Here is a 26,370-nt window from a genome sequence, read left to right on the forward strand (position 1 = left end):
AATGGTCATGCTGCGCTATGCGGTGTATCGCTTTTTCACGATGCTGCTGACATTGTTGGTGGTCTCGGTCCTGATTTTCATAATCATCAACCTGCCGCCCGGTGATTACCTGAGCAACCAGATTGCCGAGCTTCAGGCCTCGGGCCAGTCAGCAGGTGTCGCCAAGGCCGAGTTTCTGCGCGCCGAGTACGCTCTGGATCGCCCGATGTGGGAACAGTACCTGATCTGGGTGGGCTTCTGGCCGGGACCGCACGGATTTTCGGGTCTGATCCAAGGTAATTACGGCTGGTCATTTGAGTTCGACCGGCCTGTATCTGAAATCGTGGGCGACACGCTTTGGCTGACGGTCGTCGTCAACCTGGCCGCGATCCTGTTTGTTTATGCCGTTGCTCTTCCCCTGGGTGTTATTGCTGCGGCGCGATCACGGACATGGATTGATTATACCTCGGCCTTTGTGGGTTATCTGGGGCTAGCGACACCCAACTTTTTGTTGGCCCTGATCCTATTCTACTACGGGCATCGGTATTTCAACCTGCCTATCGGCGGCCTGATGGATCCGCAATTCGAAGGTCAGCCGCTGAGTTGGGACAAGATGAAATCTATTCTCATCCACCTGATCGTTCCGACTTTTGTCATCGGAACCTCGGGCGCATCGGCGATGATGCAGCGCCTGCGGGCAAATATGCTCGATGAACTGGGGAAACCCTATGTGGAAACGGCCATTGCCAAAGGTATGGCGCCGTCGCGGATGCTGACGAAATATCCGTTGCGCGTGGCATTCAACCCGTTCGTTGCGGATATCGGTAACCTTCTGCCATCTATGGTGTCGGGATCGGTTCTGGTGTCAGTCGTTCTGGGCTTGCAAACCATCGGGCCGACTTTGCTGACAGCACTGAAAACGCAGGACCAATTCCTGTCCGCGTTTATCCTGATGTTTGTCGCGCTGCTGACGCTTATCGGCACGATGATCTCGGATATTCTGCTGGTGATGCTGGATCCCCGCATACGATATGAGGGGCGCGAAGCATGACCGATACTCCTGACAACCGCTACGTCGATGACGCGCCGTTTGATCCGCAGGCGTCGATACAGCAACTGGAACGCGCCGATCTGGATGCCCCCAACTGGGTATTGGTCTGGCGCAAGTTCCGCACGCATAAGCTGGGTCTGATCTCGGGCATCTTCCTGCTAATGTGCTACCTGATGCTCCCATTTGCCGGTTTCATCGCGCCGTATGGCCCGAATGACCGAAACGGAGAGCATCTGTATGCGCCACCGCAATCGGTGAACTGGTTTTACGAAGGCGCTTTTATCGGCCCCCATGTTTTTCCAATCGTCGCCGAGGCGGATCTGGAAACCTTCCAGTGGAAGTTCGTCCCTGACACTGACGACCCGCGCCCGATCCGGTTCTTCTGTGAAGGGTCCGAATATCGACTTGCGGGTCTTATCAAGACAGACAGGCATCTTTTCTGCGCGCCGGATGGTGCCACCTTGTTCCTCTGGGGGTCCGACAGGCTGGGTCGCGATATCTTCAGCCGCATCCTTTATGGGGCGCAGCTGTCGCTGACCGTGGGGCTGATCGGTATTTCGGTATCATTCTTTCTGGGTATCCTGTTCGGTTCGATGGCCGGCTATTTCGGTGGCCGCATCGACTGGGTCATCAACCGGGTCATCGAAATCCTGCGTTCACTGCCGGAACTGCCGCTGTGGCTGGCACTGTCTGCCGCAGTGCCATCGAACTGGAGCCCGGTTGCCGTATTCTTCATCATTTCGATCATCCTCGGCATCCTCGACTGGCCAGGACTGGCGCGTTCAGTTCGTGCAAAGTTCCTGTCACTACGCGAGGAAGAATATGTACGGGCCGCAGAAATGATGGGCGCAAGCTCGGGCCGGGTGATCCGTAAGCACTTGTTGCCGAATTTCATGTCTCACTTGATTGCATCAGCCACCCTGTCGATCCCGGCAATGATACTTGGGGAAACGGCGCTTAGCTTTCTTGGCCTGGGCCTTCGTGCACCAGCGGTCAGTTGGGGTGTGATGCTGAATGACGCGCAAAACCTCGCATCGATCGAGATCTACCCCTGGACGGCAATCCCGATGCTGCCGATCATCGTGATCGTACTGGCTTTCAACTTTCTGGGTGACGGGTTGCGCGACAGCCTTGATCCTTATCAGCAATGAGCCTTCTTGCCACCCTTCCCGCCGCCGACCGATATCGCAAGGTCGGCAAAGGCGCTCTGCCAAGTGCTTTTGCCGTCTCCGAACTGGCGACGGCCAGCTTTGCAGCCGTTGGGCAAGAGATGGCCCGCTTTATGCAGGCGCTGAACCTGACCCAAAACGCCCCCGAGATCGCCATCGACCACCGGCTGGCATCGTTGTGGTTCGGCTATTCCTTCAAGCCCGATGGCTGGGAAATGCCAAACCTTTGGGATGCGGTCGCGGGGGACTACAGGGCCTCAGATGGCTGGATCAGGCTGCACACCAACCTTCCGCGCCATCGCGCAGCAGCGATGAAGGTTCTCGGCACCCCGCCAGAGCGTGAAGCTGTGGCAAAAGCCGTCAGAACCCGGGCCATATCCGATTTGGAAACCGATATTGTGGCCGAAGGCGGCGTGGCCGCTGCCATGCGCAGCCGGACCGAGTGGCTTGAACACCCGCAGGGCCGCGCTGTATCGCGCGACCCGTTGATTGGCTGGCAAGGCCCCCGGTACGTCAAGCTGCGCGAGAGACCGCAGGCAACCCCTGCAAGACCTCTTGCCGGGCTGCGGGTTCTTGACCTTACACGCGTTCTGGCAGGTCCGGTATCGACCCGCACATTGGCCGGTTTCGGGGCCGAGGTTCTGCGGATCGATCCGCCCGGCTGGGACGAACCCGGTGTGATCCCCGACATTTCACTTGGAAAACACTGCGCCTATCTCGATCTGAAATCGACCAATGGCATGGAACGGCTGCAAGAACTTCTGCCCCAAGCGGATGTATTCGTTCATGGGTACCGGCCCGGCGCTTTGGACGCACTTGGCCTGACCCGCGCCAAGCGCGATGAACTGGCACCGAACAGGGTCGAGGTGACGCTGAATGCCTATGGCTGGCAAGGCCCCTGGTCGACCCGGCGCGGGTTTGACAGTCTTGTCCAGATGAGCGCGGGAATTGCGCATGCGGGCATGGAGTGGGCTGACGCCGACAAACCGACGCCATTGCCGGTTCAGGCTTTGGACCACGCAACCGGCTACCTGTTGGCAGCCGCCGTCCTTTCCGCATTGGCCGAGGCCGCGTCGGGCAATTCCATCATGCATGCGCATCTGTCCCTTGCCCGCACCGCCGAGCTATTGGCGGTTCTCGGCAAAGACAACGTCGAGGCAGAGACCATTACTCCGACGCCCACGGATTACTCCCCTGCGACAGAAGCTTCGGGCTGGGGACCGGGGCACCGCCTGAGACCAGCCCTCAGTCTCGGTGACGCTGTGCTGCAATGGGATTTGCCCGCTTCGAAACTGGGCACATCCGAACCGGTCTGGCCCTTCACTTCCAACTGACCCAACCGTCGCGCGAAACGCGCAGCCGGACCTCACGCTGTCGGTGGCACCTCATCCGAGGCGCAATTCAGAGCGGCGGAAGGCCTTGCTAACGGTCGTCACCGCCTGGTCCGATATCGTCCAGATAATCCTCGTCAATCGCAGCCTGAACAGCCCCCGTTACGGCTTCACGCTGTTTTGGTGTCAGGTCTTCCGCCTCTTTCCCATCTGCCAATCTTACAGTGACTTCGCGATGTGCAAACTTGATCCCTTCGCGCGCGAACAACTCGCGTATGTCCTGATAGACCTTTTTGCGAACCAGCCACTGATCACCCGGTTTCGTCATGAACTTGACCCGGATGATCATCGCCGAATCTTGCATCTCGATCACGCCCTGCGACTTCAGCGGCTGGATGAAATTGTCTCCGATTACAGGATCGGTCAACAACTCCTGTCCCAGTTTCTTGATCAGTTTGCGGACCTTCTCGACATCGGTGTCATAGGTCACGCGCAGCGGCAGCTTCATGATTACCCAATCGCGCGAGTAGTTGGTCAGCACTTTGATCTCGCCAAAGGGGATGGTGTTCAGCGCACCCAGATGGTGGCGCAGTTGCATGGACCTGACCGAGATTTTCTCGACCGTGCCTTTCACATCCCCAATGTCGATATATTCTCCTTTCCGGAACGCATCATCCAACAAGAAGAATGCGCCGGAAAAAATGTCGCGCACCAGCGTTTGTGACCCGAACCCCACGGCCAAACCAACCACACCGGCACCCGCAAACAGCGGGCTGACGTTAATACCCAGTTCCATCAGGACTATCAGAACGATTGTAACCACGACAACGGCCAGAATTGCGCCCCGGAAAAGCGGCAACAACGTTGCCAGACGGCTTTGCCCGCCTTCGCCACCTTCGTCGCCCAGTTCAACCTCGGTGCCATCGTCGGATTCTTCAGCGATTTTGCTGTCGATCCAAATCCGAAAGAAGTGAAACAGGATGTACCCGATGAACAGGACAACCATCACATCCAGCGCACGTTCAACCGGCAGATCCTCGCTCCAGTCCGCGTTCGGGTACCATATCACGACAAGCGCATAAGCCCCGAGCACGAAAGCCAGAATTCCGGCTACCCGGCGGGCCAGGTCTTCATAAGTCAGAAGATGCTGCTTCGGTTGTTCGGGCTCGGGTATATCCGTCGTCACGACGCCTTCTTCCGCTGCGGCGGCTTCCCCGTTAATTTCGCTAATCATGCGCGAGCGGTCAAAATATCGCTCCAGCAGATAGTTCATTGCACCATAGGCCACGACCACGGACATGAAGATCATGTAGCTGCTTGCAATCAGCGGCAGCGGCGTCGGATGCTCCAGCGCCAGATCAACGGCCAGACGGAACCAGCTGAACACGACATAGATAATCAATGCCGGTGCCCAGCCAAAAGACACGAACCGCAACAGCCATGACACCTGTTCGGATGCCCGCCCACCCCGGATCGCGTTCGAGATTGCACGGGCGTTGAACAGGATCATCAGTATGTTGCCCAGCGCGCCCAGCATTGTCAGACCGCCATACACCATGGCGTAGACGTTGTAGTTCAGTCCAAAATCCGCGACCCAGGTAGAAAACAGAACGACCGAAATGTCATAGGTCGCCAGCACGGACGCCCAAATATACAGCCTGCGCGCATTCTTGTCCGAAAAGGGCGGTAATCGATATTGGCTCAGATAAGGTGACAGGACCATGCGCCAGAGGTCCGACACCGTGCGCGACAGGAAAAAGGCCGTAAAGATTGCCGTGATCGTGAACTGGACCGAGATATCCTCGGCCTCGCCAAAGATCAGATACCCGACGATCAAAGCCATGATCATGGCAAAGACCGTGGCTCCAATCCCCATCAGGAACCGGAACAGCAGGAACGGCATCTTTTCCCGATACCCCTGTGGTTCGTCCTTGATCCGCGCCACCACCCAGCGGCGCGCGAACCGCTTCCCGTATATCTCGATCGACAGCCACCGCCCAAGTAACAGGAACAGGATGTTCCAACCCAACACCTCGACATAGGTCTGAATTCGGCCATCCGGGCTGGTCTGGCGCAGGATGTATTGTACTTCAAAAATAGAATAGGGCAGCGCCTCGAGCCTCGATTGCATCGACTCACGGAACTTCGAGAACCGCTCTTGCGCCTTCATCAGTTGCGAACCGTCACCCATTGGGTTGCTCGAATCGCTGTCTGCGCCCTCCGAACCTGCATCCTTTCCGCCTGCAGTTGTCACAACCTGACCGGCACTGTCGATGACAATGACACTTGCGCCCGCATCGCTGGCCGCGCGGATTGCAGCGGCCAGATCACTTTCCTTGTCGGCCTCGGACGAACTGCCCGACCCTGAAGGATATCCGGGAATCAAGGATGACTGCGCCAATGCACCAGTGGAAATGCTCAGGAAAATGGCCCAAAACGCCAAAAAAAATGCGGCCAGAAAGTTATTTCGCATTGGGTCGTGCATCCAGTTTTTGCCGATATTGGTCAGATTACAGAAGCGTTTCAAGCAGTTCAAATACTCGCATCGAACCGTCTCAATATCGTGTTTGGACGTGTTCTTGGCGCACTCTGATGAGCGCAGGTGTTTTCAATCTTTCAATAATTGAATATGACCAAGCAAAGGTTTCTGGTCGGCCTCGATTGTCTTCATCGTTCTCATTAGGCGATCTTGTCTGGCGGTGGTGCGATATGTCGCGAAACAGTCAATACGCTGTTGCCAAATCGCAATGCTTGAAACATTTGCAAGTGCGCAAATCCGCCTTTGGCAAGCGTGGGATTGAAATATACAGTAACGCTTGCGAACGCGCGGATTTCGCTCTGGGATCAAGAAGACGGGCAACACTATGAGCCTTGGCACAACCAATTCTAAACCGGACCGCGCGCCGCGTATCCTGTTTTACAGCCACGACACGTTCGGTCTGGGGCATTTGCGCCGGTCCCGCGCCTTGGCTGCGGCAATCACGCAGGCGGATCCAAGCGCCTCGGCGCTGATCCTGACGGGTTCGCCCGTGGCAGGCCGTTTTACCTTTCCCCGCCGCGTTGACCATGTGCGCCTGCCCGGTGTGACCAAGCGCGCGGACGGATCGTATGCCGCGCGCACAATCGGAATGGGGATCGACGAAGTAACCGAATTGCGCGCGGGATTGATCCAGACTGCGGTTCAGCAATTCGACCCCGATGTGTTGGTCGTCGACAAGGAACCGACAGGGTTCCGGGGTGAGCTGTTGCCGACACTGAAATACCTCGAACGCCATTGCGGAACGAAACTGGTTTTGGGCCTGCGTGATGTGCTGGACGAACCCGAAGTGCTGGCCGCCGAATGGGCGCGCAAAGAAGCCATCGAGGCGACCGAGCGGTTCTATCATGAGATCTGGGTTTACGGATCGCAATCGATCTACGACCCGACGCAAGGCTTGCCGCTAAGCGCGTCAGCGCGATCCCGCATTCACTGGACGGGATATCTGCGCCGCGACCTCGGCCCGGTCGGTGAACCGCCTCAGCAACCTTATATCCTGATCACACCCGGTGGCGGTGGCGATGGCAAGGCACTGGTCAACCTGGTCTTGTCCGCCTACGAGAAAGATCCAGACCTGTCGCCGCGTGCTGTGCTGGTCTATGGCCCGTTCCTGTCGGGTGAATTGCGCAACGATTTCGAAGCACGGGTTGCCGCATTGAATGGTCGTGTAACTGCGGTTGGGTTTGAATCGCAGATCGAAACGCTGTTTGCCGGGGCCGAAGGCGTGGTCTGCATGGGCGGCTACAACACGTTTTGCGAGGTCCTGTCCTTTGACAAACGGGCCGTCATCGTTCCACGCACCACACCCCGTCTGGAACAGTGGATACGGGCCTCACGCGCAGAAGAGCTGGGGCTGGTCAAGATGCTGGACGAACAACGCGACAGCCTGACACCTGACGCAATGATCCGTGCCATCCGCAACCTGCCGCACCAATCAGTGCCGTCGCAGGCCATCCAAAGCGGATTGCTGGATGGTTTGGACTATGTCACCGACCGCATTGACAGCCTGCTGACACGGGAACAGAAACGAGCCACTGGATGAACTCGGCCTCTCCCAATCTGGCGGTTGTGGTCAAAGGCTGGCCGCGACTGTCCGAAACATTTATCGCGCAGGAACTTGTTGCCTTGCAGGAAGCCGGGCACCGATTTGACATCTGGTCCCTGCGCCATCCAACCGACACCAAACGTCACCCTTTGCACGACCGCTTCTCGGGGCAGGTTCGCTATCTGCCAGAATACCTGCATGAAGAGCCACAGCGGGTGTGGGCGGCCCGCGCTGCCGCCCAAGCCCTGCCCGGCTATGCCGAAGCCTACAAGATCTGGCGGCACGACCTGCGCCGCGACCCGACGCCGAACCGCATCCGCCGGTTCGGGCAAGCATGTGTTCTGGCCGCCGAGTTACCCGCCCAGACGCAGGGGCTCTATGCCCATTTCATGCACACCCCCTCGTCGGTCGCCCGATATGCGGCCATCATGCGCGGTCTGCCATGGAGCTTTTCTGCCCATGCCAAGGATATCTGGACCTCACCGGATTGGGAAAAGCGTGAAAAGCTGCAGGCCGCAACGTATGGGGCCGCTTTCGGGGCCACCTGCACGGCAATCGGCGCGGAACACCTGCGCAGCCTAGCTGATGACCCCAACCGCGTGGAGCTTATCTATCACGGTCTGGACCTGTCGCGCTTCCCCGAACCGCCAAAACGCAGGATACGCGCCGCTGGCGATCCGTTTCACATGATTTCCGTTGGACGACTGGTTGAAAAGAAGGGCTTTGACCGTCTTATTGCGGCCTTCACACTGCTGCCGGAAAACCTGAACTGGCATTGGACCCACATTGGCGGCGGGGGTCTTGGGGACACTCTGCACACACAGGCGCGCGCTGCTGGTATCACGGACCGCATCACCTGGAGGGGAGCGTGCGATCAGCCAGAGGTGATCGATGCCATGCGCAGGGCCGACCTGTTTGTCTTGCCCAGTCGGATTGCTGCGGATGGGGATCGTGACGGATTGCCAAACGTGTTGATGGAGGCCGCATCGCAGCTATTGCCGATCCTGTCGACACCGGTTTCGGCCATACCGGAGTTCATCCAATCCGGAACGCATGGCGTGTTGTCTGATGACGACCCGGCTGCATTGGCTTCGGCCATTTCAGCACTGGCCGCTGATCCGGAAACGGCAGCAACTATGGCGCGTGCAGCCTTTGACCGTCTGATTGCAGATTTTCGAATGGACCCTAGTATTGCACGGCTGTCGGCACGGCTGAAAACCCTGAGCATGGAAGACGCGTAATGGCGCGGGTTGCGTTTTATGCGCCAATGAAATCCCCCGACAGCCAGAAACCCTCGGGCGACCGCGAAATGGCGCGAAACCTGATGCTGGCCTTGGCGGCGCAGGGAAATAAGGTCGAACTGGCTTCGGACCTGCGCGTCTACGACAAGAACGGGGACCGGGACCTACAGCAAACCCTTGTTCGCGCGGCTGAGAATGAAGCACAGCGGCTGTACGCCGAGTTGCCCTTTGATACAGATCTGTGGGTGACTTATCACAATTACTACAAAGCACCCGACCTGCTGGGCCCCAAGATCTGCCAGGCGCGCGGCATTCCGTATGTGCAATTGGAAAGTACGCGCGCATCAAGCAGGCTGAACGGGCCGTGGGCCGATTTCGCCCAAGCGGCGCATCAGGCGTGTGATGCAGCGGATATCATTTTCTACCACACTGCCAATGACCTGATTACGTTGGAACGGGACCGTTTTGGCAAGCAGGCACTGGTTGAATTGCCGCCATTTCTGCCTGAAACCGTGTTGCCTGTGGCTACGGCCGGGGACGGCCCCATGCTTACTGTCGGAATGATGCGGCATGGGGACAAGCTGGCGTCCTACCGGATTTTGGCCGAAGCCCTTTCGCACCTGACATGTGACTGGAACCTGAACATCGCGGGGGACGGTCCGGCGCGGCCGGATGTTGAAGCGTTGATGGTGCCGTTCGGAAGCCGCGTGCACTTTCTGGGCCAGCTCGACCGGGCGGCCTTGCAGAAAATCTACCAACACGCATCCCTGCTTGTCTGGCCGGGCGTGAACGAAGCCTATGGGATGGTCTATCTCGAGGCGCAGGCGACAGGCCTGCCCGTGATCGCACAGGACCGCCCCGGCGTTCGGGATGTGCTGGCACCTGCGGTTTACCCATCGGTTGATGCTGGGGCCAAAGGGCTTGCTGATCACATGCAAAACCTGCTGGAGGATACCGCGCAGCGCCGTGCGCTTGGGGCGAATGCGCGCAGCTATGTGGCACGGCGCCATCTTATGCCTCAGGCGACCGAGCGATTGTGGGCGCATCTACGGCCCTTGTTGAAGGATGTATCATGACCCGTCTTGCACTGCTTCGCCACGGGCATACCCATTGGAACCGCGCAGGGCGCATTCAGGGGCGCAGTGATATTCCACTGGATGACGACGCGCGGTCTGAACTGGCCGGGTATCGCTTGCCTGACCCATGGGCCGCCGCTGATATCTGGTCCAGCCCGTTGCTGCGCGCCAGTGAAACGGCGCGGATCGTGTCTGGGCGCGCCCCGAAAACCTCGGACGCGCTGACCGAAATGAATTGGGGCGACTGGGAGGGGCTTCGAGGTGTCGACCTGATCGCCGATGAAACCAGCGGGTATCGCCATATCGAAGACTGGAGCTGGGATTTTCGCCCGCCTCACGGTGAAAGCCCTGCCGAGGTTTGGACCAGGCTGCGCCCCTGGGTGTCCGGACTGCGAAAGGATACAGTCGCGGTCTGCCATATTGGCATCATGCGGGTCATTCTCGCCCAGGCGTGGGGTTGGGATTTTGATGGTCCCGCCCCCTTCAAGATCAAGCGCAATCGGCTGTATATCGTTGATATGGACACAATGACCGCAGACCCGGACCCCGTTCGCCTGATCAAACATGGGCCGATGCCATGAAGGTGATGATCGTTGTCACGCACCTTTTGGGAACAGGGCATCTAAGCCGGGCCCTGACGTTGGGCCGGGCGTTCCGGGATGACGGCCACCAAGTCATGGTCGTCTCGGGCGGGATGCCTGCGCCTCAACTGGACAGCAGCGGGCAAACCCTGTTCGGTTTGCCGCCGCTCAGATCAGATGGAACCAATTTCACCCGGCTTCTGACTGAAAGCGGCGTCGAGGCTGACGCGGATTATCAGCGCGCGCGTGTGACAGCCATGGTGCAGGCGGTAAACAGCTTTCAGCCGCAAATCCTGATAACCGAGCTTTACCCCTTTGGCCGCCGGTCGCTGGCAGCGGAATTCGACGCGGCCCTGAATGCGGCACGGGCCCTGCCTCGGCCTCCGATCATCCTGGGATCGATCCGGGATATTCTGGCCCCTCCTTCCAAACCTGCCAAGGCCCAGCGTACAGAAGATATCGTTACCCGCTTTTATGACGGCATTCTTGTTCACTCGACCGAAAGTGTCACACCGCTTTCGGTCAGTTGGCCGGTGTCGGACCGATTGGCGGAACGGTTGCATTATACCGGCTTTGTAGCGCCGGAACTGCCCCAACCGCATCCTGAGGCCGTTGGACAGGGCGAAATCCTTGTCAGTGCAGGCGGTGGTTCTGTGGGGCAACCGATCTTTCGCGCGGCCATCGAGGCCGCCCGCCAGATGCCCAACAGGCGCTGGCGCTTGCTGGTCGGCGGGACGGATGCCAAGGCGAGAATAGCCGAGCTGTCCCAACTGGCCGAAGGAACCTCGGCAATTCTGGAACCCGTGCGCCCGGATTTTCGCCAGATGCTGCCCCATGCGGCGGCATCGGTCAGCATGTGCGGCTACAACACCGCCATGGATATTCTGCAAAGCGGAACACCCGCTGTTTTTGTCCCGTTCGATGATGGCAAAGAGGTTGAACAGGGGCTGCGTGGGCAAAGCCTGTCGAGTTTGCCAGCCATCGAGGTGCTTCTCAGCCGAACCCTGAGCGGGCAGGCGTTGGCGCAGGCCGTAGAGCGTGTCATTTCAGATGGACCCCGAGCACAGCAGGATTTTGGATTTGACGGCGCGACCCAAACTGTAGAGATCGCCAAGCACCTGCTGGAGCGGCGTAAATGAACCCGGACTGGCACCCACTTGAGGTCGAACTGACCCATTGGCATGCAGCGGGCCTGTCGCTTCCGCTGTGGTGGCGAGACGATGACGCGATCGCTCCGACATCGCGGTTGGACCGCCTGTCCGGTCTGGCCGCACAGTTGGGCCTGCCGGTACATCTGGCCGTCATTCCCCATGCGGCAACCCCTGCGCTGGCTGACTATGTTGCGCGCGGCGAAACTCTCATCCCTGTGGTCCACGGGTGGTCCCACAAGAACCATGCGCCTGCCAGTGAGAAGAAAGCCGAGTTTCGTCTCAACCGTCCGCTGGACGAGGTTGTTGCGGATGCTGCGGCAGGATTGTCATGCCTTGACGCCTTGTTCGGCAACGCCCTGCGGCCGATGTTTGTCCCTCCGTGGAACCGCATTGCACCAGAAGTCATCGAACACCTTCCGTCACTGGGATACCGCATTCTTTCCACGGCAACGCCCCGCAGAACGAAAATGGCGGCTGCGGGGCTTGAGCAGGTCAACACACATCTTGACCCGATTGACTGGCGGGGTTCACGCGGTCTGATCTCTCCGGATCGCCTGATCGCGCAGACAGTCAACCTCCTGCGGGACAGGCGCGAAGGCCGCGCAGACAACGCCGAGCCTTTTGGAGTATTGACCCATCACCTGGTCCATGATCAGGACATCTGGGCCTTTACCGAGGCGCTGCTGAAACATCTGCTGGACGGTCCTGCCACACCCTGGGTCGCACCAAAGAACGAATGAGGACATCGTCATGAGCCGACTGGATTCCATGCTGCGCCGATTGACGGCTCAACGCGACGGGCTGAACTGGGCAGCCGAACAGATCAGTGACCAAACTGGCGACGTGCTGGATATGGGGCTAGGCAATGGTCGCACCTATGACCACCTGCGAGAGATCCTGCCGAACCGCCGGATCTGGGTGATGGATCGTGTGCTGCAATGCCATCCTGACAGCACGCCACCGGCCGAAGATTTCCTGCAAGGCGAAGCTGAACCTATGCTGCGGAGGCTGATGGCCGAGGGGCACAGGATCGCATTGGCTCATTATGATTTCGGACGCGGCATCAAACACGAAGATGTGGCCGAAGCCGCACGCCTCAGCCCGTTGATCGCGCAAGTCATGCAGCCCGGTGGGTTGTTGATTTCCGGCCAGCCCCTTGTCGGCTTCAATCAGATCAAAGGGCCCGAGACGATCGCGCCGGACCGTTACCTGTTCTATACGGCCTGATCACGCCACACGGCGACCGCGCGCCCATACCGAGTTGAGGGCCGGTACACCCGCGCGCATCCGGAAACGAATAACATCGGCGCGGGCATTGGCGCGCAACTCGCCACGATCCTCTAGCCCGGCGGCCTGCGCCGGGGCCAATGTGACGGTCTTCATCCCACGCGCCATATCGCCCCACATTTCACCCAGCATGACCGCAGACAATAACAAGGCCGACGGCACGTAATCCGAGGACAATACGTCCAGATGCCCAAGCTCGGCCAATTCTCGGGCTGCAACATTCCCGGAATGAGAGCCTCCGCGAACAACGTTTGGCGCACCCATCATGACCTTGATGCCGTGATCATGACACGCTCGTGCGGCCTCAACCGTTGTGGGGAACTCAGCCAGCCGAATGCCGTGACTTGCCGAGACCTTCACCTGATCTTCGGTCGTATCGTCATGACTGGCAAGAACGGCTCCAAATCGGCGTGCGGCCTTGACGGTTTCGACCTCGTGCACATCACCGTTGCGATCCCGAAGGCCTTTCAGCTGGGCTACATGCTGAAAGAACGTATCATCGTCCATGGCATATTTGCCCTTCAGATAGGATTGCAGCTTGCCCATGTCGCGAAACTGACGCTGGCCGGGGGTGTGATCCATGATGGACACAAGACCAACCCTGTCCTCGGGTCCAAACTCGTCCAGTTCCTCGATCAGTGTCTCGGAACACACCTCTGCCCGCAAATGCAGGAAATGGCTGATCTTGAGCGCATCCTGCTCGCGCAGTTCCCACAACTCCCGCGACAGGCCGCGGGCATATTTTCCGTACCTTCCGGCGCCGGACGGGATTGAACCAACCCGCATCGCATCGAACACACTTGTGATCCCCACGCTGGCCAGTTCCGCATCATGGGCCAGAATGGCGGCGGCATGGGGCCAATGCACATTTGGGCGCGGCTGAATATGGCGTTCAAGATTATCCGTGTGCAACTCGACAAGACCGGGGCTGACATAGTCGCCTTCGCAATCTATCGCACCAGCGGGAACTGCACGCCCGGTGTCGATTTCGATGATAGTGTCACCCGCAATTCGAACACAACCGGTCACGGTTTCATTCGGCAACACAAGCGTGGCATTGGCAAGGATCAAGTCTTCTGTCATCTGAACTTCACGCAATCTGAGGTATTGGAAGGCCACTTAATAGGAGGCCAATGTGACATTCACGCGATACGCGATCTATTTTGCGCCACCCGCCGAGGTGGCCTGGACGGAAATTGCGACCAGTTGGTTGGGCTGGGACATGGCAAAAGGAATGCAGGTCGCGCATCCGATCATGGGTGGCATCGACATTGCGACCATCACTGAGGTGCCGCGCAAATACGGGCTGCACGCGACCCTGAAACCGCCGTTCCGGTTGCGCGTTGGCCTGACCTTTGACGCATTGCACCAGGCGTGCATTGCGCTGGCTGCGCGCCAGCAGCCCGTCACTCTCGACGGCCTGGAAATTGCTCGCCTTGGCCGGTTTCTGGCGCTGCGCCCGCTGGGTGAAACGCAGGCGCTGAATGCGCTGGCCGCGGCCTGTGTTCGCGACCTCGACCGGTTTCGCGCACCTGCCACTCAGGCCGAACTGACGCGCCGCCGCACCGCCGGGCTGACCCCCGAACAGGACGACAATCTGATCCAATGGGGCTATCCCTACGTGCTGGACGCGTTTCGATTCCACATCACGCTGAGCGGAAAACTGGACAAACCAACCCTCAGGGCAACCCAAGAAGCACTGCAAACCCATCTGAACCCTTTGCTGCCACAGCCCTTCCAGATCACTGATCTTGCCCTGGTGGGCGAAGCCGAAGATGGGAGGTTTCACCTGATCCATCGCTACGCGCTTTCCGGTTGAAGACGGCGCAGGATTTCGGCGACCGTGTCTTCCAGCGTGCCGGAATTGTCGACTTCGATGACCCGGTTCAGACCATCCGGCAACTTCGCGTTGGCGCGACACAACCGCCGCACCTGCTCGTCTGCGCTTTCCCGTGCCCGCTCGGACAGGCGCCGCGCCAAAACCCCTGCATCTGCTGTCAGAGAGATCACGATCAGATCTCCAAACACCTTCTGCGCCTGCAAAAGAACGCTGCGGGAAAGATTGACCAGAACCGCATTCGCCCCCTGACGCTGTCGCAAAATCGCGGCTGGGATACCATAGAACAGTCCATGCGCAGGCCAGCTCAGCGCAAAAGCGCCTGCCTGTTCCATCTGCTGGAACTCTGCAACCGAAACCCGGTCAAAATCCTCGCCTTGTTCGCCTGCGGGGCGGGTGATCACCCTCCGTACGCGCCGGACGCCAGGCGCCTGTGCCTCCAACGCTTCCATGACACTGTCCTTGCCAACTCCCGAAGGGCCAACAATCGCTATGACAGGGGCAAGTGTCATGCCGCCAGTCCCGGCGTGAAGTCAGCGACATTGACTTCGCGGTCACAGACACGCTCACGGGCATCGAGGTCGTGGAATATCCCGACAATCGCCGCGCCACGCCCTTTTGCCTCTTCAATCAGCGACAACACGGTTTCGCGGTTCTGCACATCCAGACTTGCCGTCGGTTCGTCCAGCAACATCGCCGGGTAGTCATGCGCAAAGCCACGCGCAATGTTCACCCGCTGCTGTTCGCCGCCCGAAAAGGTTGTGGGGCTCAGGGTCCACAAGCGCTCAGGAATGTTCAGCCGTCTCAGTAACCCGGCTGATTTCTCCAGCGCCTCAATTCTGTCGCAACCCACGGCCAGCAAAGGCTCTGCCACAACGTCCAGCGTCGGCACACGCGGCACGACCCGCAGGAATTGACTGACATAGCCCAGCGTTTCCCGGCGGAGGGTCAAGATCTGGCGCGGCTCGGCTTTTGCCACGTCCAGACCTCCAACCAGCACCTGACCAGAGGCCGCCAGGTAGTTGCCATAAATCACGCGCATCAGCGTGGACTTGCCCGCGCCAGACGCCCCGGTCAAAGCAACGCACTCACCCGGTTCAACCCTCAACGACGCGCCTTCCATCACCGGGATAACAGCACCGCCCTGATTGTGCAGGGTAAAGCTTTTGCTCACATTGATCAGTTCAATCATTGCTTCACCTTTTCCCAAATACTCAAACCTGCAGAACGCTGGACACTAGCAGTTGCGTGTAGGCGTGTTGGGGATCATCCAGCACCTGATCGGTCAGCCCGGCCTCAACCACATGACCATCCTTCATCACCATCAACCGGTCGGCCAACAGACGCACCACAGCAAGATCATGGGTCACGATGATCGCGCTCAGCCCCATTTCACGCACCAAGCCGCGCAAGAGGTCCAGCAATCGCGCCTGAACCGAGACATCCAGCCCCCCGGTCGGTTCGTCCATGAACACCAGTCGCGGGCCAGTCACCAGATTACGGGCGATCTGCAAACGTTGCTGCATTCCGCCCGAAAACGCGGTGGGCCGGTCATCAACGCGCGCCGCCTCGATCTCGACCCGGCCCAGCCAGTCAATGGCCTTGTCTCGGATGTCACCATAGTGGCGCTCGCCCACGGCCATCAGCCGTTCACCAATATTGCCTCCGGCACTAACTGACATCCGCAGCCCGTCACGTGCATGCTGATGCACAAAGGCCCAGTCGGTACGGCTCAGCATCCGGCGTTCGGGCTCAGACATGGTTACCGTGTCCACCGGCCCGTTCGCGCGCGTGTCAAAGATCACCTGCCCTGCATCGGGCACCAGATGACCGGCCAGACAATTCAGCAGGGTCGACTTGCCCGACCCGCTTTCGCCCACGATCCCCATCACCTCACCGGGGTAGAGATCAAAAGTCACATCCGCGCATCCGATCCGCGCTCCATAGAGCTTTTCGATGCCCTTGACCTGCAACAGGGGGGTCATGCCGCGTTCTCCTCGGCCAGTCGGCCCATATGGCCCGCTTCGCGGCGCGACCGGCAATAATCGGTATCCGAACAGACAAACATCCGGTTGCCCGCATCATCCATGATGACTTCATCCAGATAGCTATCCTCGGCTCCGCACAGGTCACAGGGATGATCGGCCTTGGTGGCTTCGAACGGGTAATCCTCGAAATCAAGGCTCACGACCCGGGTATGTGGCGGTACCGCGTAAATGCGCTGCTCGCGCCCTGCGCCGAACAGCTGGATCGCATCCATTTCAAGCTTCGGGTTGTCGAATTTGGGGATCGGGGACGGGTCCATCACATACCGACCACACACTTTCACCGGATAGGCGTAAGCGGTCGAGATTGCCCCGTGCTGGCTGATATCCTCATACAGTTTAACATGCATCAGCCCATATTCTTCAAGGCTGTGCATCTTGCGTGTCTCGGTCTCGCGCGGTTCGAGGAAACGCAGAGGTTCCGGGATCGGCACCTGATAAACGATAATCTGATCTTCGCGCAACTTCGCCTCGGGGATGCGGTGGCGGGTCTGGATCACCGTCGCCTTCTCGGTTTCCTCGGTCGTCTCCACACCTGCGGTCTTTTCAAAGAACTTGCGGATCGACACTGCGTTGGTCGTGTCATCCGCACCCTGATCGATGACCTTGAGCGTATCCTCAGGCGTCAGCGTCGCGGCCGAGACCTGCACCCCTCCGGTGCCCCAGCCATAAGGCATCGGCATTTCACGGCTGGCAAAGGGCACCTGATACCCTGGAATAGCCAGGCCCTTCAGGATAGCCCTGCGGATCATCCGTTTGGTTTGTTCGTCCAAATATGCAAAGTTGTATTCAGACATCTTGAACACCCCCCTTATGCAAAACGGAACAAATGCATTGGAACCTTGGGAATTGAATCAAATTATCAATCCGAGCGAAGAAGAGATCATAAAACGGGAGCTTCGTGCGATCCGAGATCAGCAATTGGATTGCAAAAACGAGATTTTGGAACGCCTCAACGCCCAACACACTGAAATTAGAGTTGGTCTTGAACAGAGGATCAAGAAACTTGAAATCACAATAGCCATTCTTGGAGGCTTGAGCCTTGTTGCGCTCTGGAAAATAGCGTCCTCGCTCGGAATAGATTTCTTTTTTGGGTTTTGAGCTCATTCCGCAGCCTCCTTTGACGTGATCCGCGCGTCAGCCTCGCGGCGCAGTTTGCGGACCAGTTCAAGCTCGGACTGGAAATCCACGTAATGCGGCAGCTTGATGTGTTCGAGAAAACCGGTTGCCTGAATGTTGTCCGCGTGGCTCAGAACAAATTCTTCATCCTGCGCAGGCGCGCCCAGATTGTCTTCGCCCAGTTCCTTCCACCGCAGCGCGCGATCAACCAAGGCCATCGCGATGGCTTTTCGTTCGGATTGACCAAAGACCAGACCATAACCGCGCGTGAACTGAGGCGGCTCGGTTTTTGAACCCTTGAACTGGTTCACCGTCTCACACTCGGTCAGTTCGACCTCGCCGATATCTATGGCAAACCCCAACTCGGGGATGTCCATTTCAACAGCAACCTTGCCGATCCGCAATTCACCCACAAACGCGTGGTTGCGTGCGTAACCGCGCTGGGTGGAATATGCCATGCCCAGCACGAAACCCTCATCCCCGCGTGTCAGCGATTGCAGGCGCAACGGGCGATTGGCGGGGAATTCCATCGGTTCGCGCGTCAGGTCGCCGGGGGTGTCATCACTTGCCGGCTCGTCCTGAATGAGGCCCTCGTCTTTCAGGAATTCAGTGATATGCGGCGTCGGTTCCTGCCGCGCTGACCCTTCCGGAACTTTCGGGACATCACCATCCGCGGCCAGTTTGAAATCTAGCAAACGATGCGTATAGTCGAACGTTGGCCCCAGAACCTGCCCACCGGGCGCATCCTTGAACGTGGCCGATATCCGGCGGTCGCAGGCCATCTCACCTGTTTCGACCGGATTTGAATGGCCAAAACGCGGCAGCGTGGTGCGATAGGCGCGGATCAGAAAGATCGCCTCGATCAGGTCGCCCCGCGCCTGCTTGATCGCCAGCGCAGCCAGATCGGGGTCATAAAGCGAGCCTTCCGCCATGACCCGGTTCACTGCAAGGCTTAACTGTTCGCGGATCTGTGCAAGGCTCAGTTCTGCCACATCGGTCGCGCCCCGGCGTTCTTCGGCCAACCAGGCATGGGCGTTCTCGATAGCTTTTTCACCCCCTTTGACAGCAACATACATCGCTTACGCCTCCGACGTGATCTGCGTGCTGCGTGGCAGGGCCGCAACCCTGTTGCCGCAGGTAAAGAAGAAATCGCACCCCAGAGGGTAGAGCATCGCGTTCCCCTGAAGCGCCGGAATATCCGGCAGAGACAGGCGCGCGGTCTTTTTGATGCCGGGGCCGCTCAGAACGGTACCGCTCTGCTCTAGCCGGTCGCATTCCACAATCAGGGTCGCAGAACGATCCGGGTATTCCGGCGTTCCGATGCGATAGGCGTTAAGCGGTCCCAATGCCTCCCACGTGCCAACGGCAAAATCAGCCTTTGCTGCGGATACGAGCGGGGCGCCCGTGTGGAATGTCAGCCAATTGCGGATTGCGGCGGTATCGGTGCCTCCGGCCAGGTGAACCCTGGTCTCGGGGTCGCACAGCGTCAGCAGCAGTGTACCAGCCGCCACGGACAGAGGTGCAGGAGGTTCACCGCCCGACAGGACGCGTATGTCGCCCGGGCGTGCCATGACTGTCATCGCAGCGCGGAACGCATGTGCGGCATCGACAGGTGCGTTTTCAAAGCCCCCGGAAAACTGTGTTTGCGCGGCCATCAATCTTCCCCCCGAACCAGCGTGAAAAACTCAACCTTGGTGGCCGCTGCCTTGGCCGCGCGTGTGCTTTTGACCGCCTGCATTTGCTGCTGAAGCGGGTCGAGCAGCCGCGCCTGCACCTCATCTGCTGCCCCGGTCTGCATCATCGCATCAATCAATGCTGCGGCTTCGGCCTTGGGTTTCGATCTACCCTGAACATAACCGTGACCAACCGTTCCATCCTGCAACACCACAGAACAGCGCGTGACCGCCATTTCGCCCAGATTGAACGGTGCTCCGGTGCCGCCGGTGCGACCACGCACCATCACGCTCCCGACCTCGGGGCGGCGCAGCCAGTCAAAGCTCGGGCGGGTCTCAATCCCGTCCCACAAGGTCATCAGGGTGTCGGCAGGTGCACGGGCCAGCAAACCCATCCAATCCCTGCGCGCCCCGGTCGCGATTTCTGTCTGATCTGTCATCAAAGCCTCTTGGCCGGGTTGTCTATTTAAACTATACAACTAGACAAATATTAACCTGCGTGTGCGCTACACGCAATCTCCAACTGTGTGAAGATTTGGTGACATGAGCAAAACGCCGATCTGGAAAAGCATCGCCCTGCGCCTGACCTCGGACATTGCCGAAGGGCGGTATCAAACCAGTGACCGCCTGCCGACCGAAGCGCAGCTGGCCGCTAAATACGGTGTCAACCGCCACACAGTGCGGCGCGCGTTGGCTGACATGTCGGAACAAGGTCTGGTTCATGCCCGGCGCGGTGCGGGCGTTTTTGTGGCGGCGCGGCCAACCGACTATCCGATTGGCAAAAGGGTTCGATATCACAAGAACGTCTCGGCCAGCGGCAAGATACCGGGAAAGAAAATCCTGGCCCTGACCACACGCGCGGCAGATGAAGCCGAGGCCGAAGCACTGGGTCTGAGCAAAGGGGGCCCGGTGCATGTCTATGACGGGTTATCGCTGGCGGATGGGCAGCCCATAGCCGTTTTTCAAAGTGTCTTCCCGGCAGAACGCTTTCCAAACCTGTTACAGGCGCTGACCGAGACCCAGTCAGTAACAAAAGCCCTGCAACGCTGCGGCATCGCGGACTACACCCGCATCTCGACCCGATTGACCGCGCGCGGTGCGACAGCAACGCAAGCCCTTCACCTGCAACTGTCCGAAGGTGCCCCGGTGCTGTTTTCGATCGGTGTCAACGTGGACCCGGACGGCGCACCCGTCGAATATGGTCGAACCGTCTTTGCTGGTGAGCGTGTCACGCTGACGCTAAACGAAGAGTAAACCACAACCTCTCCCGCCTGACGTCGACCTCCTGCCGGGGGTCTCATCCCGTTGGGCGTGGCGCGAAATCCGGATAAACTGCCTTTGGGCCAGCGTTGTCCCGGCAATCGGATGAACGGTCGTGCAAAAGCTCTGTGACGCTTTTTCAAACGGTTGCGCCGCACTGAACCGTGCCGTTTTCTTGCCACTCCTAACCCGGTTCAGGGCAACAGGAACGGTTTGGGGTCGGGCGTGCGCAGTCTGCGCTTTTTACCCGACTCGCCCTGGATCAGACGACTGCGCAGCCAGCCCGAAAACCAATCCATCAACATCACCATCAGAATGATCAGGATGATGTAGTAGGCGACCTCTTCCCAGTCTTTCTGCGTGATGATTGCCTGCGTCAGCAGCAAGCCAATACCGCCCCCCGTGATTGCACCGATCACCGTCGCACTGCGGGTGTTGGATTCGAGAAAGTACAAAAGCTGGCTCAGCAAAACAGGCGTGACCTGAGGGATAACGCCGAACCGATACCGTTGCGGGGCGTTCGCACCCGTGGACTGCACACCTTCGATCTGCTTCTGATCCACGTTTTCCAACGCTTCCGAGAATATCTTGCCGAATGTCCCGGTGTCCGTCACCAGAATGGCAAGCGCACCGGTCAACGGGCCGGGGCCGAAGGCGCGGGCCAGAACCACAGTCCAGATCAACGCGTCTACGCCGCGCACAAAATCGAATACACGCCGTGTCGCAAAGCGGATGGATGTCATCCGGTTGAAATTGCGCGTCGCAAGGAAGGCCAATGGCAGGGCCACAATCGCCGCGCCAAACGTGCCCAGAAATGCCATCAGCATCGTCTCGAAGATGGCCCACGCCACATCCTGATGGCGCCACATCTTGTTGGTCCAGAAATCATTTAAGATCGCACCCGCCTCGCCCGACACCGCGCGTCCGGCCAGTTCCGGGAAGGACTTGCCGAAATAAGGACTGTCCAGCGTGAACCAGAACAATTCCCACCCTGTGAAATAGCGGAACACCTCGGACCGGTTGCGGGTGACAGTCAAACGACCTGCGTCCGTGGTCACAGACAGCCGGTTTTTAGAGACATTGATCCACTCCGGAACCTCGCCCTCCGGCAACTCGGCCTGCACACCGGCCGAACGCGTGGGCGTCGCGCGAATGGTGCCATAGCCGGGAATGTCATATTCCACCGTCTGCGCACCGAAACGCACCACATGGCCCTTTTCAAGGTCGATCACGGTCGTCTCGCCCAGTGCCACCCACTCCGGCGCCTGACCCTCAGGGTAAGCGCCCTTGCGCTCACCCTCGATGGCGACAGACACTTCACCGGTGCGATTATCCCGCGCGACATGCGTTTTGTAGCTATAGCTGTCTGCCACCAGCGTCTTGCCATTTGCCCAGTTTGCGCGCCCCACAAGGCCCGACACGTCAAAAGCAAAGAAGACATAGACCAGATAGACGAAAACCAGAGCAGGCAACCCGAAATTCATCAACCTTTTGCGGTTGAACAAGCGATCTGCTTCGGCTTTGAGGTCATCAACAGTCAAATTGGTTGCGAAAGTGCTCATGCCAAAGCTCCTTTTTCCGAGCCGTGGGTCAGACGGTCGCGAAGGTAGCCAGACAGCTGGTCGACGACCACGATTGTAACGAACAGAAGAATGAAGATGGCCGCGGCTTCGCCATAACGCCCCTGCCCCCAGGACATGGCATTGCGCAGCTCGTAACCCAGACCGCCCGCCCCAACAAATCCAAGAATGGCCGAGGCACGGATATTGATCTCGAACCGCAGCAGCGCGTAGCTGACATAGTTCGGCCCGACCTGCGGGATCACCCCCAGATACATCCGCTGTGACCAGTTGGCACCGACGGAATGCAGCCCTTCCACCGGTTTCAGCGAGGCATTCTCGTTCACTTCGGAAAACAGTTTGCCCAATGCGCCAGCTGTGTGAATCGCAATAGCGATCATCGCGGGAACCGGGCCACCGCCCAGAATGAAGATCAGAACCAACGCAATTACGATCTCGGGAATGGCGCGGCAGATGTCTGATATTCGGCGAAACAGCGGGATAAATGACGGCCACAGCGCCATGCCGCGTGTCGACATCAGGGCGAAAAACGTCCCGACAATTGTGCCAACAAGCGTCGCCGCCGCCGCGATGTTGATTGTCTCGATCAGAGCCGGGAAGAACGAGACCAGATTGGCTGGCATTTCGGCAATCTTTTCCCCCGCCTCGGACAGAACCTCTGTGGGGTAATCAAGAATACGGTGCCAGCCATCGACAAAGCTGCCGGCATTCCGGTTGTCGGCTGTGCGAAACCCTGCCGCCATCAACGACAGGAACAGGATCAGGAGGATGCCGCCATAGACCCGCTTGCGTCGTGTCATCGCTGTATAGTCGTTGCGGATCTGATCGACGGATAATGACCCTGCAGTAAGGTCTGTCATGGAATGCTCCTGAAGGGAAAACGGGGTCCGGTACATCACCGGACCCCGATCATTGGATTTGCGGTCTTAGTTGGACTTCAGCTTGCGCGCTTCGATGATGACCTCGTAGGCCTCATGCGTAATTGGATCAAAGCTCTTGGCCTCACCCGCGGCCACCCCGTAGAAACATTCGCGGTCTTTTTCATCCAGCGTGTTCCACAATTCGGTGACCTGAGCTTTGACATCCTCGGGCAGAGCCTTGCGCAGTACAACCGGACCTTCCGGGATCGGTGCCGATTTCCAGATCTCGACCAGATCGTTCATGTCGACCAGACCAGCATCCACAGCGCGGCGCAGCGCGCCCGACTGATAGCCGTCTTCCCACTCGCCAAGACCATCAGCCCAGGTCACACCGCCATCAACGTCACCGTTGTTCACCGCGACAATTGTCTGCTCGTGACCGCCGGTGAATTTCACCTCAGCAAAATAGTCACCCGATTCCATGGTTGCTCCGGTGGCCTGGGGAATCTCGATCGACGGGATCAGATAACCCGAGGTCGAATTCGGGTCACCAAAGCCAAAAACCTTGCCCTTCATGTCACCAAGCGAGGTGATGCCGCTGTCCTTGCGTGCAAAACCAACCGAGTAGTAGCCGTAGCCGCCATCGGTGTTCACCTTAACCAGTACCGGCTCAACCGCTTCGGGGTCGCTCAGATAGGTTTTGGCATAGCCCGACGCACCCAGCCAGGCGACATCAATCGTGCCGCCCAGCAGCCCCTGAATCACTCCGTTATAGTCGGCAGGGGCAAAAAGTTTGGTCGGAACGCCCAACAGTTCTTCGGTGTATTCGCGCAGACACTCGTTTTTGCTCATCCGGTCCTGAGCGTTCTCGCCACCTAGAATGCCGATGCGGAATTCGCTGATTTCTTCGGCCATGACCGGTGCGGCCAGTGTTGTGGTTGCGACCAAGGCAGCAATCAGTTTTTTCATCTGTCTCTCTCCAGTTTGATAACCCCGGCCTCTCATCGGGCCGGGCGATGAAAGGTGTTGGGACCGCTCAGATGGTTGCCTCTGCTTCCATCAGCGCCTTTTGCGTGGCGTCGAGCGTTTCGATTTCCGTTGATGTCGCTTCTTCCGAGAAGCTGGCATCGGCACCATAGATTTCGCGGGCGACGCCAGTGGTCAGTTGCTCGGGCAGCCCATCGAACACGATGCGCCCGTCGCGCATCCCAACCACGCGGTCGCAATAGCGACGTGCAGTGTCCAGTGTGTGCAGGTTGGCGATAACGGTACGGCCATCTTCTTCGTGGATGCGGCGCAGCGCCTGCATCACAACCTGTGCATTCATCGGGTCCAGTGAGGCAATTGGTTCATCTGCCAGAATAATCCTCGGGTCCTGCATCAGCGCCCGCGCAATCGCCACGCGCTGTTGCTGGCCGCCCGACAAGGCCTCGGCCCGTTTCGGAGCGTGCTCCGCAATTCCCAACCGGTCCAGAATGTCGATGGCACGGTGAATTTCATCCATTGGGAACAGGTTGAACATAGCGGCCAGCGTGGAATGACGGTTGAGCGTGCCATGCAGCACGTTCGAAACCACATCCATGCGCGGCACCAGGTTGAACTGTTGGAAAATCATCGCGCAATCAGCCTGCCAGGCGCGTTTGTCACGGCCTTTCAGTTGGGTGATGTCCCGGCCTTCAAACAGGATTTCGCCTTCGCTGGCATCCGTCAGGCGGTTAATCATCCGCAGCAGGGTGGACTTACCCGCGCCCGACCGTCCGATGATCCCGATCATGCATGGCTTGTCCACATCCAGCGTCGCGGCATTCACGGCAACATTGTCACCAAAGCGTTTGGTCAGTTTCTTGATACGCAGCACGTGCCACCCCCAATTCATGTTGGCGGACTGCTACAGATGCCGTTCAACGGATATGTGTCAGCGTAGTGAAAGTTTTGTAACGACCCGACACGCGCGGGGGGTATCCATCGCTCCGCCTCACGGGTATACGCATCCGCGACTCTTCAGCTGATACGAGGCCAATATGAGCTTTGACCGCACCATCAAGATCGCGCCGTCCATTCTGTCCGCCGACTTTGCCAATTTCGGGCAGGAAATTCAGGCCATCGAGGCGCAGGGCGCGGATTGGGTCCATGTTGACGTAATGGACGGCCATTTCGTCCCGAACCTGACCTTTGGCCCGCCAGCCGTCAAAGCCTTCCGCCCGCATGTAAAGACGGTCATGGACGTGCACCTGATGATCACGCCGGTCGATCCATACATCCAGGCCTACGCTGATGCAGGTGCAGACATTCTGACCGCGCATGTCGAGGCGGGGCCCCACACCCACCGCACGCTACAGGCGATCCGCGCCGCAGGCATGAAGGCAGGCGTCGCCTTGAACCCGGGCACCCCGGCTGAAGCGGTCGAGCATCTGCTGGACCTCACCGATCTGGTCTGCGTCATGACCGTAAACCCCGGCTTTGGCGGCCAGAAGTTCATCGACATGACCGGCAAGATCCGCAAATTGCGCCAGATGATCGGTGACCGCCCGGTGCATATCGAGATCGACGGCGGAGTTGATCCCCAGACAGCACCCCTTGTTGCCGCAGCGGGGGCTGATGTGCTGGTGGCCGGGTCTGCCGTGTTCAAAGGCGGATCAGTTGATCAGCCCGAGGTTTACGGTGAGAATATTCGGGCCGTACGGGCCGCAGCTGAAGGCGGGTTGGGCTGAGCCGCCCGCTCTCGACAGCGTAGTTTGCTTTTCACACAAAGCTGGATTTCTTTGAAATCGTCGGTCGGGATGCGCCCTGCCTTGACGTTCTGGTCGTGGCCTTCATTAGGATCATAGACGCGCCGGGCTGAAGCCCGGCCTACGGGTAGGTCGACGGTCTTCGATAGAAAAGCCTAAAAAAGGCCGCCCCCTAGGGAGCGGCCTTTGTTTGTTCACCGATGTGCCGGGCTGAAGCCCGGCCTACCGATTATTCTACGATTTTCGACACGACGCCAGCGCCGACGGTGCGGCCGCCTTCGCGGATGGCGAAGCGCAGGCCGTTTTCCATCGCGATCGG

At 58.9% G+C, this 26,370-nt stretch carries 28 protein-coding genes; 14 read left to right on the plus strand and 14 right to left on the minus strand.

What is annotated here, in order from left to right; all coding sequences use genetic code 11:
• Position 1: 1 nt before the first annotated feature.
• The 3 genes from ACR0BZ_RS12500 to ACR0BZ_RS12510 are packed head-to-tail and all read left to right on the plus strand — an operon-like array spanning position 2 to position 3,533.
• Positions 2 to 1,030, plus strand: a complete 1,029-nt coding sequence (locus ACR0BZ_RS12500) for an ABC transporter permease (RefSeq protein WP_267363792.1) — start codon at positions 2 to 4, stop codon at positions 1,028 to 1,030.
• The gene (locus ACR0BZ_RS12505; protein ID WP_480484049.1) at positions 1,027 to 2,181 is read left to right on the plus strand and encodes an ABC transporter permease; all 1,155 of its coding nucleotides are present in this window, start codon (positions 1,027 to 1,029) and stop codon (positions 2,179 to 2,181) included. The genes ACR0BZ_RS12500 and ACR0BZ_RS12505 overlap by 4 nt, the downstream gene beginning before the upstream one ends.
• Entirely contained in the window at positions 2,178 to 3,533 is a 1,356-nt protein-coding gene (locus ACR0BZ_RS12510) for a CoA transferase (RefSeq protein ID WP_480920345.1), read from the plus strand. The genes ACR0BZ_RS12505 and ACR0BZ_RS12510 overlap by 4 nt, the downstream gene beginning before the upstream one ends.
• Positions 3,534 to 3,621: 88 nt before the next feature.
• On the opposite strand, the gene ACR0BZ_RS12515 is transcribed toward ACR0BZ_RS12510, so the two are convergent.
• Entirely contained in the window at positions 3,622 to 6,003 is a 2,382-nt protein-coding gene (locus tag ACR0BZ_RS12515) for a mechanosensitive ion channel domain-containing protein (protein ID WP_480920365.1), read from the minus strand.
• A 391-nt stretch (positions 6,004 to 6,394) separates the two neighbouring features.
• Here ACR0BZ_RS12515 and ACR0BZ_RS12520 point away from each other — a divergent pair, with 391 nt between their 5' ends.
• Genes ACR0BZ_RS12520 through ACR0BZ_RS12550 form a run of 7 tightly spaced genes read left to right on the plus strand, consistent with a single transcriptional unit; the run spans position 6,395 to position 12,888 of the window.
• Entirely contained in the window at positions 6,395 to 7,609 is a 1,215-nt protein-coding gene (locus ACR0BZ_RS12520) for a glycosyltransferase family protein (RefSeq protein ID WP_480484051.1), read from the plus strand.
• Positions 7,606 to 8,853, plus strand: a complete 1,248-nt coding sequence (locus tag ACR0BZ_RS12525; protein WP_480920346.1) for a glycosyltransferase family 4 protein — start codon at positions 7,606 to 7,608, stop codon at positions 8,851 to 8,853. Before ACR0BZ_RS12520 ends, ACR0BZ_RS12525 begins: the two co-directional genes overlap by 4 nt.
• Complete coding sequence (locus ACR0BZ_RS12530; RefSeq protein WP_480920347.1) at positions 8,853 to 9,929, plus strand: glycosyltransferase family 4 protein; 1,077 nt, start codon at positions 8,853 to 8,855, stop codon at positions 9,927 to 9,929. The genes ACR0BZ_RS12525 and ACR0BZ_RS12530 overlap by 1 nt, the downstream gene beginning before the upstream one ends.
• On the plus strand, positions 9,926 to 10,510 hold the full coding sequence (locus ACR0BZ_RS12535; RefSeq protein WP_480585906.1) for a histidine phosphatase family protein: 585 nt from the start codon (positions 9,926 to 9,928) through the stop codon (positions 10,508 to 10,510). The genes ACR0BZ_RS12530 and ACR0BZ_RS12535 overlap by 4 nt, the downstream gene beginning before the upstream one ends.
• On the plus strand, positions 10,507 to 11,649 hold the full coding sequence (locus ACR0BZ_RS12540; protein WP_480920348.1) for a glycosyltransferase family protein: 1,143 nt from the start codon (positions 10,507 to 10,509) through the stop codon (positions 11,647 to 11,649). The genes ACR0BZ_RS12535 and ACR0BZ_RS12540 overlap by 4 nt, the downstream gene beginning before the upstream one ends.
• Positions 11,646 to 12,401 carry a polysaccharide deacetylase family protein gene (locus tag ACR0BZ_RS12545; protein WP_480920349.1) on the plus strand — a complete coding sequence of 252 codons (756 nt, stop codon included), beginning with the start codon at positions 11,646 to 11,648 and terminating at the stop codon, positions 12,399 to 12,401. The genes ACR0BZ_RS12540 and ACR0BZ_RS12545 overlap by 4 nt, the downstream gene beginning before the upstream one ends.
• A 10-nt stretch (positions 12,402 to 12,411) precedes the next feature.
• Positions 12,412 to 12,888 (plus strand): class I SAM-dependent methyltransferase, encoded by a 477-nt coding sequence (locus ACR0BZ_RS12550; RefSeq protein ID WP_480488318.1) that lies wholly within the window; start codon positions 12,412 to 12,414, stop codon positions 12,886 to 12,888.
• Here ACR0BZ_RS12550 and ACR0BZ_RS12555 read toward each other — a convergent pair whose 3' ends face one another.
• Positions 12,889 to 14,031, minus strand: coding sequence for an alpha-D-ribose 1-methylphosphonate 5-triphosphate diphosphatase (locus ACR0BZ_RS12555; protein WP_480920350.1), 1,143 nt, complete (start codon positions 14,029 to 14,031; stop codon positions 12,889 to 12,891). It lies immediately after the preceding gene.
• Positions 14,032 to 14,083: 52 nt separating this feature from the next.
• Between ACR0BZ_RS12555 and ACR0BZ_RS12560 the strand changes: the two genes are divergently transcribed.
• Complete coding sequence (locus tag ACR0BZ_RS12560) at positions 14,084 to 14,767, plus strand: DUF1045 domain-containing protein (protein WP_480832663.1); 684 nt, start codon at positions 14,084 to 14,086, stop codon at positions 14,765 to 14,767.
• Here the strand turns inward: ACR0BZ_RS12560 and phnN are convergent.
• From phnN to ACR0BZ_RS12580, 4 genes are read right to left on the minus strand one after another with little or no spacing between them, the layout of a single operon-like run.
• Positions 14,749 to 15,297 (minus strand): phosphonate metabolism protein/1,5-bisphosphokinase (PRPP-forming) PhnN, encoded by a 549-nt coding sequence (gene phnN / locus ACR0BZ_RS12565; RefSeq protein ID WP_480920351.1) that lies wholly within the window; start codon positions 15,295 to 15,297, stop codon positions 14,749 to 14,751. The two genes, ACR0BZ_RS12560 and phnN, sit on opposite strands and share 19 nt — an antisense overlap.
• On the minus strand, positions 15,294 to 15,977 hold the full coding sequence (gene phnL, locus ACR0BZ_RS12570; protein WP_480920352.1) for a phosphonate C-P lyase system protein PhnL: 684 nt from the start codon (positions 15,975 to 15,977) through the stop codon (positions 15,294 to 15,296). Before phnL ends, phnN begins: the two co-directional genes overlap by 4 nt.
• 22 nt (positions 15,978 to 15,999) lie before the next feature.
• Complete coding sequence (gene phnK, locus ACR0BZ_RS12575; RefSeq protein ID WP_480484061.1) at positions 16,000 to 16,770, minus strand: phosphonate C-P lyase system protein PhnK; 771 nt, start codon at positions 16,768 to 16,770, stop codon at positions 16,000 to 16,002.
• On the minus strand, positions 16,767 to 17,627 hold the full coding sequence (locus ACR0BZ_RS12580; protein ID WP_480920353.1) for an alpha-D-ribose 1-methylphosphonate 5-phosphate C-P-lyase PhnJ: 861 nt from the start codon (positions 17,625 to 17,627) through the stop codon (positions 16,767 to 16,769). The genes phnK and ACR0BZ_RS12580 overlap by 4 nt, the downstream gene beginning before the upstream one ends.
• Before the next feature lie 16 nt (positions 17,628 to 17,643).
• Here ACR0BZ_RS12580 and ACR0BZ_RS12585 point away from each other — a divergent pair, with 16 nt between their 5' ends.
• On the plus strand, positions 17,644 to 17,931 hold the full coding sequence (locus ACR0BZ_RS12585) for a hypothetical protein (RefSeq protein WP_480920354.1): 288 nt from the start codon (positions 17,644 to 17,646) through the stop codon (positions 17,929 to 17,931).
• A gap of 2 nt (positions 17,932 to 17,933) precedes the next feature.
• Here ACR0BZ_RS12585 and ACR0BZ_RS12590 read toward each other — a convergent pair whose 3' ends face one another.
• From ACR0BZ_RS12590 to phnG, 3 genes are read right to left on the minus strand one after another with little or no spacing between them, the layout of a single operon-like run.
• Positions 17,934 to 19,025, minus strand: coding sequence for a carbon-phosphorus lyase complex subunit (locus ACR0BZ_RS12590; protein ID WP_480488329.1), 1,092 nt, complete (start codon positions 19,023 to 19,025; stop codon positions 17,934 to 17,936).
• 3 nt (positions 19,026 to 19,028) lie between these two features.
• Positions 19,029 to 19,604, minus strand: a complete 576-nt coding sequence (phnH, locus tag ACR0BZ_RS12595; protein WP_480920355.1) for a phosphonate C-P lyase system protein PhnH — start codon at positions 19,602 to 19,604, stop codon at positions 19,029 to 19,031.
• Positions 19,604 to 20,062 (minus strand): phosphonate C-P lyase system protein PhnG, encoded by a 459-nt coding sequence (gene phnG / locus ACR0BZ_RS12600; protein WP_480920356.1) that lies wholly within the window; start codon positions 20,060 to 20,062, stop codon positions 19,604 to 19,606. The genes phnH and phnG overlap by 1 nt, the downstream gene beginning before the upstream one ends.
• 103 nt (positions 20,063 to 20,165) lie before the next feature.
• On the opposite strand from phnG, the gene phnF reads away from it, so the two are divergent.
• Positions 20,166 to 20,876, plus strand: coding sequence for a phosphonate metabolism transcriptional regulator PhnF (gene phnF, locus ACR0BZ_RS12605; RefSeq protein ID WP_480920357.1), 711 nt, complete (start codon positions 20,166 to 20,168; stop codon positions 20,874 to 20,876).
• A 200-nt stretch (positions 20,877 to 21,076) separates the two neighbouring features.
• On the opposite strand, the gene phnE (ACR0BZ_RS12610) is transcribed toward phnF, so the two are convergent.
• The 4 genes from phnE (ACR0BZ_RS12610) to phnC form a co-directional block, all read right to left on the minus strand.
• A complete protein-coding gene (gene phnE / locus ACR0BZ_RS12610; RefSeq protein WP_480920358.1) occupies positions 21,077 to 22,444 on the minus strand; it encodes a phosphonate ABC transporter, permease protein PhnE in 1,368 nt (455 codons plus the stop codon).
• A complete protein-coding gene (gene phnE, locus ACR0BZ_RS12615) occupies positions 22,441 to 23,322 on the minus strand; it encodes a phosphonate ABC transporter, permease protein PhnE (protein ID WP_480920359.1) in 882 nt (293 codons plus the stop codon). Before phnE (ACR0BZ_RS12615) ends, phnE (ACR0BZ_RS12610) begins: the two co-directional genes overlap by 4 nt.
• Before the next feature lie 66 nt (positions 23,323 to 23,388).
• On the minus strand, positions 23,389 to 24,291 hold the full coding sequence (phnD, locus tag ACR0BZ_RS12620; protein WP_480507127.1) for a phosphonate ABC transporter substrate-binding protein: 903 nt from the start codon (positions 24,289 to 24,291) through the stop codon (positions 23,389 to 23,391).
• Between the two features lie 67 nt (positions 24,292 to 24,358).
• Positions 24,359 to 25,180, minus strand: coding sequence for a phosphonate ABC transporter ATP-binding protein (phnC, locus tag ACR0BZ_RS12625; RefSeq protein ID WP_480507128.1), 822 nt, complete (start codon positions 25,178 to 25,180; stop codon positions 24,359 to 24,361).
• Between the two features lie 163 nt (positions 25,181 to 25,343).
• Between phnC and rpe the strand changes: the two genes are divergently transcribed.
• Positions 25,344 to 26,033 (plus strand): ribulose-phosphate 3-epimerase, encoded by a 690-nt coding sequence (gene rpe / locus ACR0BZ_RS12630; protein WP_480920360.1) that lies wholly within the window; start codon positions 25,344 to 25,346, stop codon positions 26,031 to 26,033.
• A 247-nt stretch (positions 26,034 to 26,280) separates the two neighbouring features.
• On the opposite strand, the gene ACR0BZ_RS12635 is transcribed toward rpe, so the two are convergent.
• Positions 26,281 to 26,370 (minus strand): EF-Tu C-terminal domain-related protein (locus ACR0BZ_RS12635; RefSeq protein WP_282027698.1); only part of this gene is annotated, 90 nt, incomplete at its 5' end.

The sequence above is a fragment of the Ruegeria sp. P8 genome (assembly GCF_056534665.1).

Excerpts from the sequence above, each read along its gene's own strand:
- ACR0BZ_RS12500 (WP_267363792.1), top strand. The coding sequence starts at position 2 with ATGGTCATGCTGCGCTATGCGGTGTATCGCTTTTTCACGATGCTGCTG.
- ACR0BZ_RS12505 (WP_480484049.1), top strand. The coding sequence starts at position 1,027 with ATGACCGATACTCCTGACAACCGCTACGTCGATGACGCGCCGTTTGAT.
- ACR0BZ_RS12510 (WP_480920345.1), top strand. The coding sequence starts at position 2,178 with ATGAGCCTTCTTGCCACCCTTCCCGCCGCCGACCGATATCGCAAGGTC.
- ACR0BZ_RS12515 (WP_480920365.1), bottom strand. The coding sequence starts at position 6,003 with ATGCGAAATAACTTTCTGGCCGCATTTTTTTTGGCGTTTTGGGCCATT.
- ACR0BZ_RS12520 (WP_480484051.1), top strand. The coding sequence starts at position 6,395 with ATGAGCCTTGGCACAACCAATTCTAAACCGGACCGCGCGCCGCGTATC.
- ACR0BZ_RS12525 (WP_480920346.1), top strand. The coding sequence starts at position 7,606 with ATGAACTCGGCCTCTCCCAATCTGGCGGTTGTGGTCAAAGGCTGGCCG.
- ACR0BZ_RS12530 (WP_480920347.1), top strand. The coding sequence starts at position 8,853 with ATGGCGCGGGTTGCGTTTTATGCGCCAATGAAATCCCCCGACAGCCAG.
- ACR0BZ_RS12535 (WP_480585906.1), top strand. The coding sequence starts at position 9,926 with ATGACCCGTCTTGCACTGCTTCGCCACGGGCATACCCATTGGAACCGC.
- ACR0BZ_RS12540 (WP_480920348.1), top strand. The coding sequence starts at position 10,507 with ATGAAGGTGATGATCGTTGTCACGCACCTTTTGGGAACAGGGCATCTA.
- ACR0BZ_RS12545 (WP_480920349.1), top strand. The coding sequence starts at position 11,646 with ATGAACCCGGACTGGCACCCACTTGAGGTCGAACTGACCCATTGGCAT.
- ACR0BZ_RS12550 (WP_480488318.1), top strand. The coding sequence starts at position 12,412 with ATGAGCCGACTGGATTCCATGCTGCGCCGATTGACGGCTCAACGCGAC.
- ACR0BZ_RS12555 (WP_480920350.1), bottom strand. The coding sequence starts at position 14,031 with ATGACAGAAGACTTGATCCTTGCCAATGCCACGCTTGTGTTGCCGAAT.
- phnN (WP_480920351.1), bottom strand. The coding sequence starts at position 15,297 with ATGACACTTGCCCCTGTCATAGCGATTGTTGGCCCTTCGGGAGTTGGC.
- phnL (WP_480920352.1), bottom strand. The coding sequence starts at position 15,977 with ATGATTGAACTGATCAATGTGAGCAAAAGCTTTACCCTGCACAATCAG.
- phnK (WP_480484061.1), bottom strand. The coding sequence starts at position 16,770 with ATGACCCCCCTGTTGCAGGTCAAGGGCATCGAAAAGCTCTATGGAGCG.
- ACR0BZ_RS12580 (WP_480920353.1), bottom strand. The coding sequence starts at position 17,627 with ATGTCTGAATACAACTTTGCATATTTGGACGAACAAACCAAACGGATG.
- ACR0BZ_RS12585 (WP_480920354.1), top strand. The coding sequence starts at position 17,644 with ATGCAAAACGGAACAAATGCATTGGAACCTTGGGAATTGAATCAAATT.
- ACR0BZ_RS12590 (WP_480488329.1), bottom strand. The coding sequence starts at position 19,025 with ATGTATGTTGCTGTCAAAGGGGGTGAAAAAGCTATCGAGAACGCCCAT.
- phnH (WP_480920355.1), bottom strand. The coding sequence starts at position 19,604 with ATGGCCGCGCAAACACAGTTTTCCGGGGGCTTTGAAAACGCACCTGTC.
- phnG (WP_480920356.1), bottom strand. The coding sequence starts at position 20,062 with ATGACAGATCAGACAGAAATCGCGACCGGGGCGCGCAGGGATTGGATG.
- phnF (WP_480920357.1), top strand. The coding sequence starts at position 20,166 with ATGAGCAAAACGCCGATCTGGAAAAGCATCGCCCTGCGCCTGACCTCG.
- phnE (WP_480920358.1), bottom strand. The coding sequence starts at position 22,444 with ATGAGCACTTTCGCAACCAATTTGACTGTTGATGACCTCAAAGCCGAA.
- phnE (WP_480920359.1), bottom strand. The coding sequence starts at position 23,322 with ATGACAGACCTTACTGCAGGGTCATTATCCGTCGATCAGATCCGCAAC.
- phnD (WP_480507127.1), bottom strand. The coding sequence starts at position 24,291 with ATGAAAAAACTGATTGCTGCCTTGGTCGCAACCACAACACTGGCCGCA.
- rpe (WP_480920360.1), top strand. The coding sequence starts at position 25,344 with ATGAGCTTTGACCGCACCATCAAGATCGCGCCGTCCATTCTGTCCGCC.